This is a genomic window from Lacrimispora sphenoides JCM 1415 (assembly GCF_900105615.1).
Classification (GTDB): domain Bacteria; phylum Bacillota; class Clostridia; order Lachnospirales; family Lachnospiraceae; genus Lacrimispora; species Lacrimispora sphenoides.
Map to the genome: position 1 here is coordinate 2,270,790 of NZ_LT630003.1, position 20,248 is coordinate 2,291,037.

The 20,248-nt window shown below is 45.7% G+C and carries 17 protein-coding genes and 1 pseudogene; all 18 read right to left on the reverse strand.

Translation table 11 applies throughout. The features are described 5' to 3' along the window. Nucleotides 1-16: 16 nt before the first annotated feature. On the reverse strand, nucleotides 17-661 hold the full coding sequence (locus tag BMX69_RS10170) for a vitamin B12 dependent-methionine synthase activation domain-containing protein (RefSeq protein WP_092250934.1): 645 nt from the start codon (nucleotides 659-661) through the stop codon (nucleotides 17-19). A 73-nt stretch (nucleotides 662-734) separates the two neighbouring features. Further along, nucleotides 735-1,592 carry a methylenetetrahydrofolate reductase [NAD(P)H] gene (gene metF / locus BMX69_RS10175; protein ID WP_025233625.1) on the reverse strand — a complete coding sequence of 286 codons (858 nt, stop codon included), beginning with the start codon at nucleotides 1,590-1,592 and terminating at the stop codon, nucleotides 735-737. A 114-nt stretch (nucleotides 1,593-1,706) separates the two neighbouring features. Beyond that, nucleotides 1,707-2,771: a hypothetical protein gene (locus BMX69_RS10180; RefSeq protein WP_100042280.1), complete on the reverse strand. Its 1,065-nt coding sequence runs from the start codon at nucleotides 2,769-2,771 to the stop codon at nucleotides 1,707-1,709. 15 nt (nucleotides 2,772-2,786) lie between these two features. Further along, entirely contained in the window at nucleotides 2,787-3,113 is a 327-nt protein-coding gene (locus BMX69_RS10185) for a hypothetical protein (RefSeq protein ID WP_054789934.1), read from the reverse strand. Between the two features lie 145 nt (nucleotides 3,114-3,258). Next, on the reverse strand, nucleotides 3,259-4,599 hold the full coding sequence (gene ftsZ / locus BMX69_RS10190) for a cell division protein FtsZ (protein ID WP_054789933.1): 1,341 nt from the start codon (nucleotides 4,597-4,599) through the stop codon (nucleotides 3,259-3,261). A 121-nt stretch (nucleotides 4,600-4,720) separates the two neighbouring features. After that, on the reverse strand, nucleotides 4,721-5,446 hold the full coding sequence (locus BMX69_RS10195) for a cell division protein FtsQ/DivIB (RefSeq protein WP_100042281.1): 726 nt from the start codon (nucleotides 5,444-5,446) through the stop codon (nucleotides 4,721-4,723). Beyond that, nucleotides 5,443-6,693, reverse strand: coding sequence for a UDP-N-acetylglucosamine 1-carboxyvinyltransferase (gene murA, locus BMX69_RS10200; protein WP_100042282.1), 1,251 nt, complete (start codon nucleotides 6,691-6,693; stop codon nucleotides 5,443-5,445). Before murA ends, BMX69_RS10195 begins: the two co-directional genes overlap by 4 nt. A 68-nt stretch (nucleotides 6,694-6,761) precedes the next feature. After that, nucleotides 6,762-7,913, reverse strand: a complete 1,152-nt coding sequence (locus tag BMX69_RS10205) for an FtsW/RodA/SpoVE family cell cycle protein (RefSeq protein ID WP_025233631.1) — start codon at nucleotides 7,911-7,913, stop codon at nucleotides 6,762-6,764. A gap of 196 nt (nucleotides 7,914-8,109) precedes the next feature. Continuing rightward, nucleotides 8,110-9,453: a UDP-N-acetylmuramoyl-L-alanine--D-glutamate ligase gene (gene murD, locus BMX69_RS10210; protein ID WP_054789932.1), complete on the reverse strand. Its 1,344-nt coding sequence runs from the start codon at nucleotides 9,451-9,453 to the stop codon at nucleotides 8,110-8,112. A gap of 12 nt (nucleotides 9,454-9,465) precedes the next feature. Continuing rightward, nucleotides 9,466-10,434, reverse strand: a complete 969-nt coding sequence (mraY, locus tag BMX69_RS10215; RefSeq protein WP_054789931.1) for a phospho-N-acetylmuramoyl-pentapeptide-transferase — start codon at nucleotides 10,432-10,434, stop codon at nucleotides 9,466-9,468. Nucleotides 10,435-10,509: 75 nt separating this feature from the next. Beyond that, nucleotides 10,510-12,270, reverse strand: a complete 1,761-nt coding sequence (locus BMX69_RS10220; protein WP_092250948.1) for a peptidoglycan D,D-transpeptidase FtsI family protein — start codon at nucleotides 12,268-12,270, stop codon at nucleotides 10,510-10,512. Nucleotides 12,271-12,344: 74 nt separating this feature from the next. Continuing rightward, nucleotides 12,345-14,501, reverse strand: coding sequence for a peptidoglycan D,D-transpeptidase FtsI family protein (locus BMX69_RS10225; RefSeq protein ID WP_100042283.1), 2,157 nt, complete (start codon nucleotides 14,499-14,501; stop codon nucleotides 12,345-12,347). Nucleotides 14,502-14,541: 40 nt separating this feature from the next. After that, nucleotides 14,542-15,024, reverse strand: coding sequence for a hypothetical protein (locus tag BMX69_RS10230; protein ID WP_054789930.1), 483 nt, complete (start codon nucleotides 15,022-15,024; stop codon nucleotides 14,542-14,544). A gap of 17 nt (nucleotides 15,025-15,041) precedes the next feature. Continuing rightward, on the reverse strand, nucleotides 15,042-15,980 hold the full coding sequence (gene rsmH / locus BMX69_RS10235) for a 16S rRNA (cytosine(1402)-N(4))-methyltransferase RsmH (protein ID WP_100042284.1): 939 nt from the start codon (nucleotides 15,978-15,980) through the stop codon (nucleotides 15,042-15,044). Further along, the gene (gene mraZ, locus BMX69_RS10240; protein ID WP_025233638.1) at nucleotides 15,977-16,402 is read right to left on the reverse strand and encodes a division/cell wall cluster transcriptional repressor MraZ; all 426 of its coding nucleotides are present in this window, start codon (nucleotides 16,400-16,402) and stop codon (nucleotides 15,977-15,979) included. The genes rsmH and mraZ overlap by 4 nt, the downstream gene beginning before the upstream one ends. A gap of 269 nt (nucleotides 16,403-16,671) precedes the next feature. Continuing rightward, nucleotides 16,672-17,589, reverse strand: coding sequence for an ABC transporter permease (locus BMX69_RS10245; RefSeq protein WP_092251203.1), 918 nt, complete (start codon nucleotides 17,587-17,589; stop codon nucleotides 16,672-16,674). Between the two features lie 8 nt (nucleotides 17,590-17,597). Beyond that, nucleotides 17,598-18,662, reverse strand: a complete 1,065-nt coding sequence (locus BMX69_RS10250) for an ABC transporter permease (protein ID WP_092250954.1) — start codon at nucleotides 18,660-18,662, stop codon at nucleotides 17,598-17,600. Nucleotides 18,663-18,665: 3 nt separating this feature from the next. Further along, a pseudogene (locus BMX69_RS10255) lies at nucleotides 18,666-20,204 on the reverse strand (ABC transporter ATP-binding protein). Between the last annotated feature and the right edge of the window lie 44 nt (nucleotides 20,205-20,248).

A 20,248-nucleotide genomic window follows, 5' to 3' on the forward strand; every position in this document is an offset into this window, starting at 1 on the left:
TCTGCGTTTGTATCTTCTAATCTCTCCGGTATGCACAGTCCGTTTTTCCACAGGATTCGCATCCCTTTATCTCACAACGGTAAGGCTTTCCGCTGACTCCCATCACCGCAGTGACAGACTTGGAAGGGGTCATGAGAAGGCTGTCCGTCAGCATGATACCGATCCTTTTAGGCGTTTCTAAAACTGTCGTAATATCCTTCTGGCATTCTAAAGGGAAGTCTCCGTAGCCCGGGCTGAACCTGGGTCTTAAATACAGCTGCCTGTCCTCATACTCCTCCTTCAGCTTCCGGTTCTCTTCATCACAATATTCCTCAATCATGGCGGTGGCCGCTGCCTGCATGGTGACCGCCTTGCTCATCTGCAGTTTTGTATACTTATGCAGCAGCACATCCACCCCTGCACCTAACGTAGCGGCAAATAAGATCACCTGTTCACAGTCCTGTAAATTACGGCTTAAATTACGGCTTCTGGTCTTAAATACGGTAAAATCGATCCAGTCATCAGAAAGCAGCTCCAGGGGATATACCCGGCTTATGCTTTTAGGAGATGCCGCAGCCATTAGCTCCCTGATACATTCCTCAATCAGGGTATTTACGGCTTCATCACCTTCATTTTTCCCGTATCCCAGATATCGCCGGATCTCTCTTCGGCTGATTTCCATTGCTGTTCCTCCGTTTTTTCATTTTAAATGGGTCCGCCCCTTTTTTAAAGGAGCCGGACCCTGGTTAAAAGAATCACAATATCTCGGAAAGGTTCTCCTTGATTTTTAACGCCACATCCGGCTTATTCATGGAATAAACATGGATGGCATTCACTCCGTTGGCGATAAGGTCAATGATCTGTTCTGTGGCATAAGCAATTCCCGCCTGCTTCATGGCTGCCGGATTATCTCCGAACCTGTCCACTATAGCCTTGAAACGGGAAGGCAGATAGGTACCTGACAGCTGGCAGCTTCGGATGATCTGCTTTACATTGGTGACAGGCATGATTCCTGCAACGACCGGAACCGTAATTCCTTTTTCCCGGATGCGATACAGGTAATTGTATAAAATATTATTGTCAAAAAACATCTGGGTGGTAACGAAATCGCAGCCTGCTTCCACTTTCTGTTTTAAGTAATCCATATCAATGGTCTTGCTGACGGATTCCACATGACCTTCCGGATAGCAGGCCGCGCCAATGCAGAAATCCCCGGCTTCCTTTATCTCCCTGATCAGCTCAGAGGCGTAATGGTATTCCTTTTTAGCAGGAGCATCGGTAGGCATATCTCCCCTGAGAGCAAGCACATTTTCAATTCCAGCCTCTTTCAGTTCACCAAGAACCTGGTGTACCTTTTCTTTGGTAGAGGTTACACAGGTTAAATGAGCCAGAGCCGTCACATGATGCTGGTGATGGAGTGCAGAAGCGATATCAACGGTATATTGGCTGGTTCCTCCGCCTGCTCCGTAAGTGACGCTCATAAAAGCTGGTTTCAGCTTTGCGATCTCTGACGCAGCCTGTTCCACTGACTCATATTTATCCTCAGTTTTGGGAGGAAACACTTCAAAGGATAGGGTTGGCTTTCCCTGGCTCAATATATCTTTAATTTTCATGCTGTCTGTCTCCTATCATTCGTTTCATCATTAGCGCCATGGCATGCCCAAAAAGCTGCTTTTTATTATTTTAACACTTTACCACAAAAAATTGCTTCCCGCAATAGATTCTGCTTACGTCTCCTGGCTTTCCATCACCTGAGGATTGCTGTAAGAAACGTAAATTCTGACCCCATCCTTGGTAAGATAAAGGTTGATATCAAACATCCCTTCTGTAATGAACGCTCCATCTTCCTGCCATTCTCCTGTCCCGGCCTGTTCCATAATAGCAGGAATGCTGCTTTCTTCCTGAGGAATACCTGCTTCTGTTTCTACAAGCCTTAAAAACTCTCCTAAAAAGACAAGGGAATTTTCCCGGTCTTTCAGGGAAGAAATATAATCATGAAGCTCTCCGGTGGCAGTATCATAATTAATATCTACATACTGATATACGTAATCTTCATCTCCTGGATCCAGCTGACTGGTTGCCTCATCTTCAAAGGTGAAGCTTTCCACGGTCTCATAATAGGATATTGGGCCGCCCTCATCTTCAAACTGATAATTATCAGAATAAACAGCACCCTCTTCTATCTCATAGCCATAGTTGGTTTCGTTAAAAAACTGCTCCATGGAAGCTGCCACCTGTCTGCCGTCAACTGGAAAATGATCATAGCCGTTACAAGACTCCCCAATTGCCTTTACATCCTCTTCCAAAAGCTCCGTAAAGCCGGAATCATCATATGGAACGACTGTCTCATAGTTACTGATCTTTTCGTCCGTTATGGCCCGGTTTACCGTTCCAATGATCCTTGGAAGAATATTGATAAGAGCAAACAGAGCAATGGATATCACCACAGGCACAGTGGAATTCTTCTTTCCTTTTTCCTGGCCTGGCCGGGAAGTCTGTGGCGGATTATGGCTGCCGGCCGGCTTAGAGGAAGGTCTTCCTACATTTTGCCTGGGGTTTACCGGCCTCTCAATCGTACTTTTCCGTCCTGCCGCTCCCTGTACATTCCTTTTCTGCGGCTTTCCGGCTCCATCTGGCTTATGAACATTATGGCCGTTATTAGCCGGGCGCCTCTCATTCAAATAATACTCCGAATTCCACAAAAGGGGCTGTCGGATCAACTTCCTGCACCTCGGGCAATAATTCGCCTCATTAACCGGAAGATCACAAATCGGACAAATCTTCTTCATCATCCCAAAATCCCTCCTTTATCCCAGTACCAGATGAGCCACGGCAATCTCGTCATCCTCCCTGAATCCCTGGGCACAAACCTGTATATCATAAACATATTTCTCCTGTAGTCCGGTAATGAAAGCAATCTCAGCAATATTCTTTCCTTCCTGAGCCAGCACCAGCACCTGATGAACATCTGCTATTGTCTTTTTCAACAACTCATCCGATTGACCGAAAGGCTCAAAGTCAGCCGCCTGTTTATCTGACTCTGTGATAAAATCTTCCAGAGACAGGCTTCTTTCATCTTCTCCGCTGTTGTAGTAATCCTCTGAAATCTCCCAATCCTGTTCTCTCTCTGACATTCTGCCACTCCTTTCATCTTATCTGCCCATGCTTTTTGGGCATAAAGGTATACCCGTAGGGTGTTTCATCTTATCTGCCCATGCAGGGTATTTCAAAAACAGACAGGTTCATCGGAACCTGCCTGATTATGTAATCTGATAAATTTTATCTTTTATTTCTCAAAAAATCAGGAATATTGATCTGAACTTCCTTATTCACAGTCGGGCGATAAGGCTGTCCGCCTCCCTGGGGAGTACCCTGAGGGTTATTCTGCCCTGCATAATTCGGTTTCTGATAATTCCCTGAACCGTAGTTCTGATTTCCATAATTCTGGTTATTATAGTTGCTGTTATTATTTGGATAATTCTGATTGTTGTAAGCTGGATTGGAATAATTCGCATTCCCGTAATTAGGATTATAATTCTGGTTATATCCAGGGGTTGCTGCAGTGGCGGCTGCCTCCTGATTCCCGGCCTGGGTCTGTGCCGGTGCTTTCGGCTGTTTATAGTTAGAGTTGGAAAAATTCGTCATAACTTTGGATACCGGAGTCTCAGCCTGCATGTCCAGACCTGTAGCGATCACGGTGATGCTGGCTTCATCATGAGCATTCTCATCATACATTGCTCCAAAGATAATATTGGCATCATCTCCTGCCATCTCCTGAACGTAGCTGGCTGCTTCATTGGCCTCAACCAGGCTGATATCACCGGAAATGTTGATGATGACGTGAGAAGCGCCCTCAATGGTAGTTTCAAGCAATGGACTGGATACCGCCTGCTTCACGGCTTCTAATGCCTTCTCATCACCCTTTGCCCTTCCGATACCGATGTGGGCAATGCCCTTATCTGTCATGACAGTCTGTACATCTGCAAAGTCCAGGTTAATAAGTCCGGGTACATTAATTAAATCCGTAATACCCTGTACGGCCTGCTGAAGGACTTCATCTGCCTTCTTTAAGGCATCCGGCATGGTAGTACGTCTGTCTACGATTTCCAGAAGACGGTCATTAGGGATAACGATTAATGTATCTACGCTCTCTTTTAAACGCTCAATACCGTTAACGGCATTGCTCATACGGGTTCTTGCTTCAAAGCGGAATGGCTTTGTTACAACACCAACGGTTAGAATGCCCATATCTTTTGCGATCTTAGCCACAACAGGTGCAGCTCCGGTACCGGTACCGCCTCCCATTCCGCAGGTAACGAATACCATATCCGCGCCCTTCATGGTCTGAGCCAGCTCGTCCGCATTCTCCTCTGCCGCTTTTTCACCGATCTCGGGCTTGGCACCTGCACCAAGACCTTTGGTCAGTTTCTCTCCGATCTGCATGGCTGTAGGAGCCTTACAAAACTGTAAAGCCTGCTTGTCCGTGTTGATTCCTAGAAATTCCACACCAGCTATATTCTCATCAATCATGCGGTTGACCGCATTATTTCCAGCACCGCCTACTCCGATTACCAGAATTCTTGCGGCATTGTCCGCCTCATTTATCTTAATCTCTAACAAGATTATATCCTCCTTTAACCATAAACAGCTTACTCTATAAACCTAATTAATATAATATTTGATTTTACCAAAAATATCAACCACTTTTTAAACAAAATTCCAAGCAAATTATGTAAATTCATTAATTCTTCACAAAACGGTAAGATGTGACTGTTTCCGCCTCATCATAAGTATCCAGATATAGAATCCCTGACAAACCTTCTAAAACAGGAAGCTGATCCTTCAGCTCAGAGATTTTTCCATTCATCTGGTCATAGCTTCCAAGGAAAACACGAATCTCTCCCATAACAAGAGTAGCATCCCCCCGGGAATCATAACGGATCTGGTCAACAGGAATCGCCTTCGTTGATAAAAGCTGAGTCAGGTTCAGAATTTCATTGAAAATCTTCCCCTTTTCCACCGGAAGGGGCTGGTGCAGGGCAATATGCCCGAACTGCAGCCCCGTGACCCAAGGAACTCCTTCCAGTTTTCCGCTGGAGCTCTCTACCACGATCCCGTCCTTATCAAAATACATATAACTGCCCATATAGGATACATAGCCTACCACCGATTTCTCATAGACGATCACTTCCACTCTTACCGGGCTTAAGAATACGATTTTGTAATCTTCTACAAAAGGGATCTGTTCATGTTTTTTAAAACGATCCTTATAGAGACAAAAAACCGCATTCCGGTCCCAGCTGTCCTTGAACAAAATATCAACGATCTGTTCCGATGTATACTTTTTATTACCGCTCACCGTAATATTCCTGATCTGCAGCGACAAAAAGATGGCAGTTCCCAACAAGATCACGGCAGCTGTAATTCCAAACTTAATTTTTCTTCTGCTCTTTTTTAAATCATTCATTGCATCCCTCTGATCGCTGCACCAAGACTGCTCAAGTCACGGCAGATGTCTTCATATCCTCGTTCAATATGATGGCACTCATGAATCTCAGTCACGCCCTCACATGCCAGCCCTGCAACTACAAGAGCCGCGCCTCCCCGCAGGTCCGTAGCTGTTACACGGTTTCCCTTTAAAGGATAAAGTCCCCGTATGTCAGCACGCTTCCCCTCTATTATAATATCTGCGCCAAGCTTATGCAACTCCTTTGCAGTTCCAAATCTTCCCTCAAAGATCGTTTCTTTAATTCTGCCGGTACCTTTTGCGGATGCCATGACCGCCATTAGCTGTGACTGAAGGTCCGTGGGAAAGCCCGGATAGGGTTCTGTTATGACATCTACACAATCGGGGCGTCCCCTCATGGATACTTCCAGGCAGCTTTCATACCGTTTCAGCTCCGCGCCCATTCTATCGGCAAGTGAGATGGCGGAAGCTAAATGTCCGGGTTGGATTCCCTGTATTACGACATCTCCCTCAGCAGCCATGACAGCCATTAAATAGGTTCCTGCGACAATTCTGTCCCCTGCCACAGTAAATTCAGAGTCACAAAGCTCGTTTACGCCTGTGACTGTCAGAATGGAAGTACCGGTTCCATGTATTTTAGCCCCCATATTGTTTAAAAATTCACATAGGGTGATGATCTCCGGCTCCTTTGCTGCTCCATGTATCACGGTAATCCCCTGGGCATACACAGCTGCCATCAGGGCATTTTCCGTAGCTCCCACGCTGGGAAAGGGAAAATAAATATGGCTGCCCGTCAACTGATTTGCGGACACTATAAGCTTATCACCTTTTTCCTCAATGATAGCACCAAGTTTCCGAAAGGCAGATAAGTGTAAGTCTATGGGCCGCTCTCCTATGGAACATCCTCCAGGGAAGCTGGTGACCGCATTGCCAGTCCTTCCAAGCAAGGAACCGGAGAGCATAATAGACGAACGCATGCTTTTTATATACTCTTCCGGTATCTCCGCCTGTGTCAAATCCCGAGCATCAATTGTCAAGGAATGGCCGTCAAAGCAGCATATACATCCAATATGCTCAAGTATCCCCAGCATACAGAACACATCCTGTATCCTGGGGACATTATGAATCACTGTTGTACCTTTATGGAGAACCGCCGCTGCCATCATGGGCAGAACAGCATTCTTGGAACCCTGAATTTTTATCTCACCTTTTAAGGATCGTAACCCCTGGACCTGTATGACTGACAATCCGGTACCTCCCATGGCTTCTTATATACTATCCTATGTTAAAAGTGAGAGAATGTTTTCACATCCCATTATTTTTCCAGCTTTATCTGGTTGGAAACGCTTAAAACCATGCCCATTTCCATCATCAGAAAAAGAACAGAGGTACCTCCATAGCTGATAAAAGGAAGGGTGATACCGGTATTTGGGATGGTATTGGTTACAACCGCAATATTTAAGATAACCTGTATGGCAATATGTCCCATAACACCTACAACAAGCAAAGCCCCAAACAAATCCGGTGCATTATCCGCAATGAGCATGAACCGGTAGATCATGAAAAGGAATATCAAAATTACAGAAACCGCTCCGAAAAGCCCAAGCTCTTCACAGATGATGGAAAAAATCATATCATTTTGTGCTTCCGGTACAAACCCCATCTTCTGTATGCTCTCTCCCAGCCCTCTGCCTACCAGGCCGCCGGAACCTATGGCATACAGCCCCTGAAGCACCTGATAACCTCCGGTCGAGGGATAAGCCTCCGGCTCCAGCCATACCAGGATACGGCCCAGCTGGTAATCATGAAGAATATTAAGCTTTTCCAGAACAGCAGCCATTGGTCCTGCAAAGGCCAGCGCGCCTACGCCTGCAAGACCACAGGCAAAAAACGGCCATTTCTTTTTACATGCCACAAACAGCATGACAAAAGCGATCCCAATGATGATGATTCCGGAGCTTAAGTTATTTGCCGCTACGATTCCAGCTATGGGAAGGGTCGTCACAATAACCAGTAGAACGCCATTTCTCGTGTTAATATTCCTTCCCATCTGAACAATCAGAACAGCAAGCATGACAATCAGAGCAATTTTTACAAATTCCGTAGGCTGAAAGGAAAGGCTTCCCACTCCCAGCCACCTTCTCTTACCATTTACTTTACGTCCAACTAAGGATACGGTAATCATCAAGACATAAGAAAGAGCATAAGCAAACACAGCGAACTTCGCGTACCAGTGGTAATCCAGTTTGGATATCACAATCATGATAACAAAGCCTGCCAGGGCTATCTTGGCCTGCCTCATCATGAAATAAGCGGCGTCATTGAATTTAAGCTGAGCTGCATAAGAGCTGGCGCTGTAAATCATGACCAAACCAAAAACAGACAAAAATATAACAGTAAACAGAAGACTGTAATCATAAAAACGGCGCGGTTTGTTTTTTTTCTTCACTGGCCCTTTTTCTGCCATATCATTCCTCCTCGCCAACTGTTGATTCATTTTTATTTATATATATCACCCACCATGCATTCATCATTTGGCGGAAGGGCACCGCCAAATGATGAATAACGGGCGTTCGCCCTATAGAAACATGTGTAAAATATTTGCTTAGTGAGCAAGCTCCCACGCAAATATTTTACACATGTTTCTGCATGGTTCATTGCTTTTATAAATTTCTGACACTTTCCTTAAAGATTTCGCCGCGTTCTTCATAGCACTTAAACATCCCCCAGCTGGCGCAGGCCGGTGATAAGAGCACATGATCTCCTCTGTTGGCATAAGAAGCGCATACTTTTACTGCTTCCTGCATATCTTCTGCATACATTACATTGGTAAAACCATGTCTGGCTGCACACTCAGCGATCTTTTCCCTGGTCTGCCCCAGAAGCACCATATATTTAACCCTACCGTCAAAGGATTCAATCCACTCATCATACTGGGAGTTCTTATCATAACCTCCGGCAATGAGTAACGTTGGCCCTGGCATGGCTTTTATTGCCTGGATCGCTGCATCCGGATTGGTTCCCTTGGAATCATTGTAATATTTCACTCCGGCCTTTTCCGCAACAAATTCAATCCGATGCTCTACCGCCTTGAATTCCCTGATCACCTGAGCGATGACCTCCATGGGAACTCCCATTTCAGCAGATATAGCAGCTGCGGCCATGATGTTCTCATGGTTATGGCGGCCTAAGAGCTGTATCTCGCGAATGTCTGCGATCTCTGTCCTCTCCCCATCATGGTTGCGGATAATCTTATCCCCATCCATGCAGTAGCCTTCTGCTAAAGACTGGCGGCTGCTAAAATAGACAGCCTTTGGTCTGATGGTTTTTCCAAACTCACGCAAAACAGGATCATCGTAATTTAAGATACAAAAATCCTGAGGTCTCTGGTTTGATGTTATTCGTTCCTTTACTTCTATGTAGCATTCCATTGTTTTATGACGATCCAGGTGGTCTGGCGTTATGTTCAGGATCGCGCTCACATCCGGACGGAAGTCGGTGATCGTCTCCAGCTGAAAGCTGCTGACCTCTGCTACCGTTACCGAATCCTCAGTCGTCTTTAATGCTTCCTCTGTATACGGGACCCCAATATTGCCCACTACAAACACATGGTCATAATATGCTTTCATGATTTGCCCGATAAGGGCCGTAGTGGTTGTCTTACCATTGGTCCCAGTGATTGCCGCCAGCTTTCCTTTGGCATGGTGATAAGCCAGCTGAATTTCACTCCAGACCGGGATATCCGCCTCCTTAAGGACAGCAACAAAGGGGGCTTCTAAGGATATACCAGGGCTTATGACACATAAGCTTACCCCTGTAAGATCTTCCTTTTTAAGCTCTCCCAACAAAACTGAAATCCTTCCCTCTTCAAACTGATGAAGGAGCTCATCCTTATGAAGGGCAGCATTGCTGTCGTAAAGAATTACTTCATCACCTGTTTTAAGGATCAGGCCCACGGCGGCAATGCCGCTTTTTCCGCTGCCGGCAACTAAAATTTTCTGATTCATATGGTTTCTCTCCTATAATCCAAGGTATGCAAGCATGCAAAGAACCGCAGTCACGATAGCAAATACCGCTACCACCCGTGTTTCCGACCAGCCGCTCAGTTCAAAATGGTGGTGGATGGGGGCCATCTTAAAAATCCTCTTTCCGCCTGTTCTTTTAAAATATGTCACCTGAATGATAACGGATAATACTTCGATCATATAAATAAAACCGATAATGGCAAGGAAAATAGGAATCTGCATCATAAAGGCGCTGGAAGCAACAAATCCTCCAAGTCCCAGGGAACCTGTATCCCCCATAAACACCCTGGCAGGATACACATTAAACAGCAGAAATCCCAAAAGACTTCCCACAACTGCTCCGGTAATGGGACTGATGCCGGTATTTTCCCCGATAGAAACCACGGTTAAAAAGGTCGCCACCAGAATGGTCACACTGGTGCAAAGCCCATCCAGGCCATCGGTAAAATTCACACCATTATCAGTCCCTATTACGAGAAAAAATACCGCCGGTACGAAGAATATTCCTAAATTCAGATACAGCCCTTTTTCAAAGCCTCCGGAAAAGGGAATTAGCATTCCCGTCCCCACATCCTTTGAATGAAGCAGATAATAGGCAAAGATGCCTGTAATGATTAACTGCCCTGCCATCTTTTGAACAGGCTTAAGCCCCTCTGACCGCTTCATTACGATCTTAATGTAATCATCAAGGAACCCAACGATACCAAATCCAACTGTCACAAAAAGCACAGGAATGATCTTCGGATATTCCCTCACATAGAACAGCGACGTAATGATGATGCTGGTCAATATGATAAGTCCTCCCATGGTCGGAGTACCCTGCTTTTTCAAATGGCTTTCAGGTCCTTCCTTGCGGACCTCCTGGCCAAATTTTAATCTGTGAAGAAATGGTATTACAATGGGACACAGCATGGCGCTGATTGCAAATGCTATGATGATTGCCAGAATCGTTTCGTTAATCATGTCACACCTCAATATTTTATGTATTTGTATTTCAAAAGTACACAGTAAGTAGTATACGTCTTTTTGCCTGAATAATCAACCATAGATTCGAAACGCAGAAGCAGTTTTTTCCTCTGTTGGCTCTATTCCCAGGTATGGAAGAATATTCTTAAAAATGTCGGCAATCACCGGTGCAGCTATGGTTCCGCCGTAATAAATCCCCTCAGGTTCATCGATCGTAATGAGTGCAATCACCTGGGGATTATCCGCCGGTGCAAAGCCTATAAAGGATGAAATGTACTTTTTTAAACTTCTTGGAAGTTTTTCGGAGGTCGCTGTTTTTCCGCCCACCCGATAGCCGTCGACCTGCCCTCTTTTTCCACTTCCTTCCGCCACAACTTGTTCCAGGATATAACGCATGGTCTCACTGGTCTGGGCAGATATGATCCCTTCGCTTACCGGATAAGTAAATTCATGGACCGAAGCTCCGTCGGTGCTTACTGACTTCACTCCAAAATGTGGTGTCACACGGTTTCCGCCATTAATTATAGCAGAAGCGGTCGTAATCAGCTGCAGCGGCGTGATCTGGAAGGACTGGCCAAATGAAACGGTTGCCAGCTCCACAAGCCCCATATTATCTTTTTTATGCATAATAGTGGATGCCTCGCCGGGAAGATCGATTCCGGTCTTTCCCTTTAAGCCGAACTGCTCAAAATACTTATAATAATTATCTACGCCAAGGCGCTGTCCTACGTCGATGAGAACAGGGTTGCAGGAATTCATCATGCCCTGGAGAAACGTTTCCGAGCCATGGCCTCCCACTTTGTGACACCGGATTTTACGGTCCTCTACGACCCGGAAGCCCGGACATGAAAAATGGTCATCAAGCTTCACTACTCCTGCTTCCAGCCCTGCGGCTGCGGTAACGATCTTAAAGGTGGATCCTGGTTCATAGGTGTCGTTAATACAGGGATTTCTCCACATCTTGTTTAGCAGATCCTGCTTTTCTTTGTCAGATGCCGGGACTCCGGCGTCTGCACTTAGTGTAAACGGATCATTTAAATTAAATTCAGGTGCATTTACCATTGCCATAATTTCCCCATTCTGAGGATTCATAACAATAATTGACACTCTTTTTGCGCCTTTTTTCTCCATAACCTGATAAGCTGCCTGCTCACAATAACGCTGGACATTGACATCCAGGCTGATATGCAGATCCTGCCCAGCCACAGGCTCGATCCTATCCTCCGCCGCATTTTCTATTTCTATTCCTGCTGCGTCGGACATGGTCAGGATCTTTCCGTTAAGGCCCTTTAAATATGGTTCGTATTTTACCTCCAGGCCGATGATGCCCTGATTATCTCCTCCCGTAAAGCCAAGAACTGTGGAGGCAAGGGTATCATAGGGATAATAACGCTTGTAATCCTCATCCACTTTTACCCCGTCTAAATGGTAGGACCGGATCATGTCTCCCATAGCCTTGTCTACATTGGTTTTAATAATTTCCCTTGAACTGTACTTTTCTACCTTTTTCCGAACTTCCTCCTCCTGAAGACCAAGCTCCTTGGAAAGGACTGCCACAACCTCATCAGCTTTTTTGATCTGGTTATGTATGACCGATATGGTGCACACCGTCCGGTTGGTGGCAATGACGGTTCCATTGGCATCAATGATATTTCCCCTGGCGGCTTTAATGGTCCTTTCCCGTTCATGAAGGTCCAATGCCATAGCACTGTAATGTTCCGAACGAAAGATCATTAGAAAAATAAGCCGCCCCATAAGCCCTGTCATGGCAAGAAATAACAGGAAAAACAGGATGGCTATTTTTTCTCTGTGATGTGTCTTATTTGAACTCATGCACTGCTCCATCACCATTATTTCTACAGTATATGAATTTCAGGACTTTTTATGAGTTCTTAAAAAAAAGTTCCTTATTGGGCCGTGGTCTCTTCGGTCGGAAGTGCGGCCGGGAGATCAGAACCGTCATCCCCTTCTTCCCTGTTGACGTATTCTTCCGAAGGATTTAAATACTCATCCGGAATCGGATTTCCGTTTTCCATGGTAGGAGCCTGCCCAGTGGTCTCTTCTGCACCTGACTCTTCAGACGTATTTTCTCCCTGGGATGCGCTTTCTGTTTCACTGGTTATCCCTTCCTGCTCAGGAAGTTTTGCTGCTTCTTCCGGCAATGGAGAGGTTTCTGTGTCTGTATCCGGAAATACATTTATATAAGGAAGAATCTCCGCCATAATCTTCTGGAAAATCTGGCTGGCATAGGTACTGTGAGGCTGATCCTCCACATGAGGCTCATCAACCACAACATAAACCAAAACCTGAGGATTGTCCGCCGGAGCGTAACCGCAGAAGGATACCACATAATTGGTCTTATCACGGGGGATCTTCTCCGCAGTACCGGTTTTACCGGCAACTTTATATCCTACCACCCTTGCAGCGCCTCCTGTTCCTCCCTCAGCATTGACGGTCTTAAACAGTGCTTCATTGATGAATTTGGTGGTTGATTCCGATACTGTTTCCCTGACAAGAACCGGTTCTACCTTTTTAATGACAGAACCCTGTTCGTTAAGGATCTGCTTCACCACATGAGGTTCATAATAGGAACCTCCATTGATCACAGAGCTATAAGCAGCAGCCATCTGGATCATGGTCGTGCTGAAATTCTGTCCAAAGGAGTTGGTTGCAAGATCCGTAGGTCCCGCCGTATTCTGAGTATAAACAAGAGTCTTATTATCCGCTTCTCCAGGCAGATCAATTCCGGTCTTGGAGCCGAAACCGAAAATCTGCTGATACTTGTAGAACTTTTCTTTTCCCATCTGCTGAGCAATCCGCATCATGACCACGTTGCAGGATTTCATCAGGCCTTCCTCTACAGTGATAAGGCCATGTCCATATCTGCTGACGCAGTTGATCTTATGCCCTCCCACTTCAAGGAACTTGTTGCACTCATAAGTTTCCTTTCCGGTAATCGCCCCTTCTTCCATGGCGGCAGATATGGTAAAAATCTTTTCTGTTGAGCCTGGCTCAAATCCGTCACTGATGCAGAAATTACGCCAGGTCTGGTTCCATGCCACCTGAGTCCCCAGAGACATGATCTCTTCATTCGAATAGTGCTCTGAAACGTTTGCTTCCGTTAATGGCTGGGCGTTTTTATTCTTTCTCTTGTAATCGTCCATGGCTTCCTTGATCCCAAGCTGCCGCAGTACATCATCGGTGTACTCCGGCCTTAAGGTTCTTGGATTGTTTAAATCAAATGCCTTGTCATTTGCCATGGCAAGGACCTCGCCGTTATTGGGATCCATAACGATAACGCCTACCCGTTTGCTTCCTGTATTCTGTTCCCATTCATTAATATATTTTTCTACGATCTTCTGTATGTTGACATCCATGGTGGAAACCACGGTGCTGCCATTGGAGGCAGGCTTTATGACTCTCTCTAAGTTGGAGTCATCATTTAAGTATCCGTATTCCCTTCCGTTGATTCCCATAAGGGTCATATTATAAAACTGCTCGATCCCACCGGTTCCATCCATGCCGTCACCGTTGGCAAAGCCAATGACATTGCAGCCCATGGAGTTATAGGGATACACCCTTTTGTACTCATCCTCAAACCAGATTCCCTTAATGGCCTTCCCGCCTTTTTTCAGCGCATCCGCCTGGTCTGCCTTGTACTTATCATATTTTTGTTTATCGTCATAAGTCAGCTGCTTCGCATAGCGTACATACTGCTTATCTTTCTTTTCCTGTATGAGGTTCATGATTTCCGTCCGGTCATAGCCAAAGCATTCTGTCAGAGCCGTTACGCTGGGTTCGAGGTAAGAATCCTGGTCTGACATGATCTGTTTGGGATCCAGGATTAAGTTATATACCTTTTCACTGGTCGCCAGATAGGTTCCGTTGCGGTCCATGATGTCCCCGCGCTTAAAGGGTATGATGCGGCTGTCATATTCCTGCTGGGACAGCACGATCTGATTGTAATCTTCCTTTTTATTTGTCATCAGATTATACAGCGTCATAACTAATGCAAACAAAGCCAGCGTAATTACCAGTACAGTAATCGCCAGCTTTTCCTGCATATAACGGGGAAATACCTTACTCTTTTTATTCCTGTTTTTATTAGTGCTTCGGGATATCCTCATTCTGTCTTACATACTCACTTTCCGTCTTATCATAGTGAAGGATCTGGTCCTTATTCGCATAGACCATACCAAGTTCCTTAGTAGCCACTTTATACACATGATCCAAATCGACAGAAGTGTTGATATTCATTTCCAATGCATTATTTTCAGTTTTCAAATGTTCCAGTTTTGCTTCTAAAAGCTCAACGCCATGAATACTGGCTGTAATAGAGGATTGCAAATGCAGATAATTCACGCACAGGCAGAGGGTGCAGACTGCGGCGATGGTCAGCATAATCACATAAGGCAAATCCATCTGCAAGGCCTTTTCACGATTTCTTCTGACCTGATGGTTAACTGATGGACGACGGATTTCTTCTGGTGTATGAACCGGCATAGGAACCGGCATGGTTTTACGGACAGTATTCCCCTGTACGTAAGTGGAGCTCCCATAGGAACGCACATTCTTTCTTGCAGCCACTCTCTCTTCCTCCCTTTTTAAATTCGTTCAAATACCCGAAGCTTTGAACTCTTTGAACGTTTGTTTTCTTCAATCTCTTCTTCCGACGGTACGATTGGTTTTCTTGTAATCACCTTGCCTTTGCTCTTTTTTCCGCAAACACAGACCGGAAAATTAGACGGGCAGATACATGGGTCTTCGTTGGTCTTAAATCTTGTTTTTACGATCCTGTCTTCCAGAGAATGAAAGGTGATAACGGATAACCGTCCGCCCGGATTCAACAGATCGATCATGGTATCAAGGGACTTCATTAAAACTTCCAGTTCCTTATTCAGTTCGATCCGTATCGCCTGAAATGTCCGTTTGGAAGGATGTCCACCCACTGCCCTTACCTTTGCAGGAATCGCCCCTTTGATGATCTCAGACAGCTCTCCTGTTGTCTCGATGGGCTTTATCTGCCTTTCCCTTACAATGTGCTTTGCAATATTTTTTGCAAACTTATCTTCTCCGTAATCCCTTATGATCCGGTATAAGTCAAATTCACTGTAGGTATTGACGATATCGGCTGCTGTCTGTTCATTCCTCTGATCCATACGCATGTCCAAAGGCGCATCTTCTTCCCTGTAGGTAAATCCTCTTGACCGTATGTCAAGCTGGTAAGAGGATACCCCAAGGTCCAGGTAAATTCCGTCCACTCGTTCGATTCCTAAATCCTTTAATACTGTCTTTATGTTTTCGTAATTGCTCCTTACGACCGTCACCTTATCTTCATAAGCCTTCAGCCGTTCTGTAGCTGCCTTAATGGCGTCTCCATCCTGATCAATTCCGATTAATCTTCCGTAAGTTCCAAGGCGCTTGCACACTTCTAAAGCATGTCCGCCTCCTCCCAGCGTTCCATCTACATAGATTCCGTCTGGTTTTACATTCAGGCTGTCAATGGTCTCATATAGCAGCACTGACTTGTGTTCAAACATCATATACCAAGTCCTTCCATAGCTTCCGCGATTTCTTCCATATCTTCATAGGTATTGGCTGCGATCCATGCATCCTTGTTCCAGATTTCGATACGGCTTCCCACTCCTACAAGAACTGCGTCTTTTTCGATTCCCGCATGTTCCCTTAAAACTGCCGGAAGCAGAATTCTTCCCTGCTTGTCCACTTCGCAGGCGCTTGCTCCGGCCAGAAAGAATCTGGAAAACTTTCTGGCATTGGTGTTGGTCAGCGGCAGGCTTTTTAATTTATTTTCCAGGGCAGTCCACTCATCATTATCATACACAAATAAACAGCCATCCAAACCCTTCGTAACGACGAATTCTTCTCCCAGCTGCTCTCTGAACTTCGATGGGACTATGAGACGCCCCTTTGCATCGACTGTATGATTGTATTCACCCATGAACATACCAATCACCTGCTTGTACATCGGTAGGGTTTTGGACCACTATCCCACCATTTTCTACCACTTTGCACCACTTTCCACCACTTATGCTTTAATTCTAGTACATTTACCGTGAAATAGCAAGAACAATTTCGAAGAATTTTCAATTTGATCCTGCCTGCATGTAACAGTGAACAGCCGTTCTATCAGGATTTCCATATAATGGAAAAAAGGCATTCCCTAAGTCAGTAAATTGGAACAAACTGACCAGGGAATGCCTGTCTTTTTCATTATTAATTTTCTTTGCTGTATGCGACTCCCAGCTTAGCGGGTACATTGAAATTTCTTCTGGATACGGTCAATATAATGGTCAGCAGATAAGGCAGGGCAATGAATAATTCATTGGGGAAGTAGCTTCCTCCTCCCACTGACTGCATATAAATGGCAATGGCTTCCGTAAGCCCGAATACCACGGTTCCCAAAACAGCTCCTTTGGGATTCCAGTTGCCCAAAAAGCATATGGCAAATGCGATCCAGCCGCGTCCGCCGATGATATTTGTGGTAAACATTCCCAAATATCCAACGGAGTAAAATGCGCCTGCAATACCTCCCATCACTCCGGCCAAAAGAACTGTAAAGAACCGGACTGCATTTACATTGATACCGGCTACATCCACTGCCTCCGGATTTTCCCCCGTTGAACGGATTGTCAGTCCTAAGGATGTCTTGAATAAGAGAAAATAGGACGCAGGAATGAGTAAATAAACCACATAGGTCAATATATTCTGTTGGAAAAACACCGGACCCATAACAGGAATCTTACTGAGAACGGGAATAGCGATCTCAGGCAGAGGGCTGATTTTAAGGGGCGCGGTGGGAACGCCGAACAATACCCGCTGAAGGTAAGTGCAGATTCCGGCTGCCAGCACATTAATGGCCGTTCCTGTTACAACCTGGTGCTGTTTTAAATAAATACATACCACGCCATACACGGCTGCTGCAACAAGTCCCGAAAAGATGGCGGCAAGAATTCCGATGAATGCACTGCCGGTTAAATAGGTTCCCACGAATCCACCCCAGGCTCCCATAAGGAAGATCCCTTCGATTGCGGTAACCATCATGCCCGAACGCTCTGCTATGACTTCTGCAATGGAGCCAAACAGCAGGGGCGTACTCATCATCAGTGCACGTTTTAATAAGCTTATGATCATAACCTGTTTCACGCTCCTTTCTGCAGTCTGCGCTTCTCTCTCCTGTTTTCCAGATAATGCCGGAAGAAATAGGATATGATAACGAACAGCATGACAAACCCCTGCATCAGATCCACAATGCTTGCAGGAACATTGACTCCCGGCATGCGCCCCATTAAATTCCCCATGACACTTAAAGCGCCGAACAGGAGCGAGGCGAATATGATTCCGATGGGATTGGCATTAGCAAGTATTGCGATTCCCAGGCCTGCGGAGCCCACTCCGCTGTTAAAATCCTGAATCAGCATATGCTGAACACCGTTTACTTCCGTAAATCCGGCTGCACCCGCCAGGGCGCCGCTGATAAAAAATGCGGCCACAAAGATCTTGTTTGAATCAATTCCTGACATCCTGGAGGCAGAGGCATTGCTTCCCACTGCCCGGATCCGGTATCCCAGGGGGGTTTTATAGAGAAGCACCCAGATACCCACGGCCGCCAGAACCGCCAGCACAAATCCGATATGCAGCCTGGTCCCCTTTACGATAACAGGAAGCCATGCTGACCTTGTTATGGCATCGGTCTGGGGATACTCTCCTTTGGATTCTTTTAAAAATGTGCGCAGCAGATAATTCATGACTGCCAAAGCAACGTAAGTAGACATCATGCTGACAAGGAATTCATTGGCTTTAAAGCGTGCCTTTAAAAATCCGATCAAAGCGCCCATAAGCCCACCTGCCAGTGCCGCTGTCAGGCACACAAGAATTAAAAGCACTGCTGTGGGAACCTTTCCGTCAAGCTGCAAAGATAAGGCAATGGCTGCAATAGAACCCATATAAAACTGTCCCTGTGCGCCGATATTAAACAGATTTGCCTTAAACGTGAACGCAAAGGCCAGCGCTGTAAATATAAGGGGTGTCGCCTTTAAAAACACTTCCCCCATGGTATATTTATCCGTAAACATGGCATTGATGGAATATACAAATACTTCGACCGGGTTGATATGCAGCAGCAAAAGCATGAGGCCGCTTAAGAGCAAGCCGGCAATGATGGCAGCAGCATTTGTCACAATTAAGTCCCTGACTTTTGTATTCATGCTTTACGCCTCCTTCTCCTCTTTGTAGCCGGCCATTAATAGACCGATCCGTTCTGTGTTAAGCTGGTCATGGTCGTAGATTCCCATAAAGGAGCCCTTGTAGATAACGGCAATCCTGTCGCATAGCTGGAAAATCTCCGACAATTCGGTGGATACCAGCAGAATCCCCTTTCCATTCTTCCGCTCTGCCAGGATGTTGTTATGAATGTTATTGATGGCTCCCAGATCCAGTCCCCTGGTAGGCTGGTCCATGATCAGCACCTTTCCTGCGTTTCCCACTTCTCTGGCAAGAATCACTTTCTGCTGGTTACCTCCTGATAATCCCTTGATCTGGGCATCCGGTCCCGGTGCCTTGATATCAAATTCATCAATGGCATTTTGTGTGTCTTTTTGAAGTTTCTTCTTATTTAAAAAGCCATGTGAGATCCACTTCTTATCAAAGCTTGTTTTTAGCATCATATTTTCAGCCAGGGTCATCTCTCCTACCATGGCATCCCGGTATCGGTCTACCGGTACGTATCCGATTCCCTAATCAATGCGTTCCCTGATGGAAGTGGAGGTAATATCCGCGCCATTTAAAAGTACTTTTCCCGAGGTCACAGGAAGGGCACCGCAAACTACTTCGCAAAGCTCCTCCTGGCCGTTTCCGCTGACTCCTGCCACTCCAAAGACTTCACCTTCCATGATTTCAAATGACAAATCACTTAAAAGAGGAGGTTCTCCTTTACGCTGCACAGTGACGGAAGACAGCTCCAGACAGACCTTTCTTTCTTTTTGCTCTTCTGTCTGCTCCCTCTTTGGGGGCACCATTTCTTTCCCCATCATGAGCCTTGTCAGCTCCACCTCATTGGTATCCTTTGCAGAAAGATCTCCCGTAAGCCTTCCGTTTCGCATAACGATGATCCTGTCCGCCACCTCCATGACTTCCTTCATCTTATGGGTGATGAAAATAACAGAATTTCCCCTGGACGTATACTCTTTTACAAACTCCATCAGCGTTTCCGCCTCCTGGGGCGTCAGCACTGCCGTAGGCTCATCCATAATCAGGAGGCTTGTCTTTAAATAGAGGGCCTTAAGGATTTCCACCTTCTGCTGCACTCCAACCGCAAGCTCCTCCACTTTTGCATCAACAGGAATTTGAAACCCGTACTGGGCAGAAAGCTCCTCAACTTCCTTTTTGCATTTTTCGTAATCAATCACACCGTTCACATTGCCTAAAATAATATTTTCCGTAACCGTATGGGCGGACACCAGAGAAAAATGCTGCTGGATCATGGAAATTCCCAAAGCCATGGCATCTTTTGGGGAAGTAATCCTCTGTTCCTTACCATCCATCAGGATCTGCCCCTCATCCGCCTTATAAAGGCCATAGAGGATTTTCATAACCGTGCTTTTCCCTGCCCCGTTTTCTCCCAATAATGCCAACACCTCTCCCCTATTTACCGAAAAAGAAATGTCCTTGTTTGCCACGACCCTGGCAAAATACTTTGATACATTCTTTAATTCAAAAAATGGTGTATTCACGAAGCTCCTCCTCTTCATACGATGAGGGCGACCCAGTTCAAACAATCCTGTTTTTCTCCTGT

Bases quoted from the DNA above. Each gene is read 5' to 3' on its own strand.
- BMX69_RS10170 (WP_092250934.1), bottom strand. From the start codon at position 661: ATGGAAATCAGCCGAAGAGAGATCCGGCGATATCTGGGATACGGGAAA.
- metF (WP_025233625.1), bottom strand. From the start codon at position 1,592: ATGAAAATTAAAGATATATTGAGCCAGGGAAAGCCAACCCTATCCTTT.
- BMX69_RS10180 (WP_100042280.1), bottom strand. From the start codon at position 2,771: ATGATGAAGAAGATTTGTCCGATTTGTGATCTTCCGGTTAATGAGGCG.
- BMX69_RS10185 (WP_054789934.1), bottom strand. From the start codon at position 3,113: ATGTCAGAGAGAGAACAGGATTGGGAGATTTCAGAGGATTACTACAAC.
- BMX69_RS10195 (WP_100042281.1), bottom strand. From the start codon at position 5,446: ATGAATGATTTAAAAAAGAGCAGAAGAAAAATTAAGTTTGGAATTACA.
- BMX69_RS10205 (WP_025233631.1), bottom strand. From the start codon at position 7,913: ATGGCAGAAAAAGGGCCAGTGAAGAAAAAAAACAAACCGCGCCGTTTT.
- murD (WP_054789932.1), bottom strand. From the start codon at position 9,453: ATGAATCAGAAAATTTTAGTTGCCGGCAGCGGAAAAAGCGGCATTGCC.
- mraY (WP_054789931.1), bottom strand. From the start codon at position 10,434: ATGATTAACGAAACGATTCTGGCAATCATCATAGCATTTGCAATCAGC.
- BMX69_RS10220 (WP_092250948.1), bottom strand. From the start codon at position 12,270: ATGAGTTCAAATAAGACACATCACAGAGAAAAAATAGCCATCCTGTTT.
- BMX69_RS10225 (WP_100042283.1), bottom strand. From the start codon at position 14,501: ATGCAGGAAAAGCTGGCGATTACTGTACTGGTAATTACGCTGGCTTTG.
- rsmH (WP_100042284.1), bottom strand. From the start codon at position 15,980: ATGATGTTTGAACACAAGTCAGTGCTGCTATATGAGACCATTGACAGC.
- mraZ (WP_025233638.1), bottom strand. From the start codon at position 16,402: ATGTTCATGGGTGAATACAATCATACAGTCGATGCAAAGGGGCGTCTC.
- BMX69_RS10245 (WP_092251203.1), bottom strand. From the start codon at position 17,589: ATGATCATAAGCTTATTAAAACGTGCACTGATGATGAGTACGCCCCTG.
- BMX69_RS10250 (WP_092250954.1), bottom strand. From the start codon at position 18,662: ATGAATACAAAAGTCAGGGACTTAATTGTGACAAATGCTGCTGCCATC.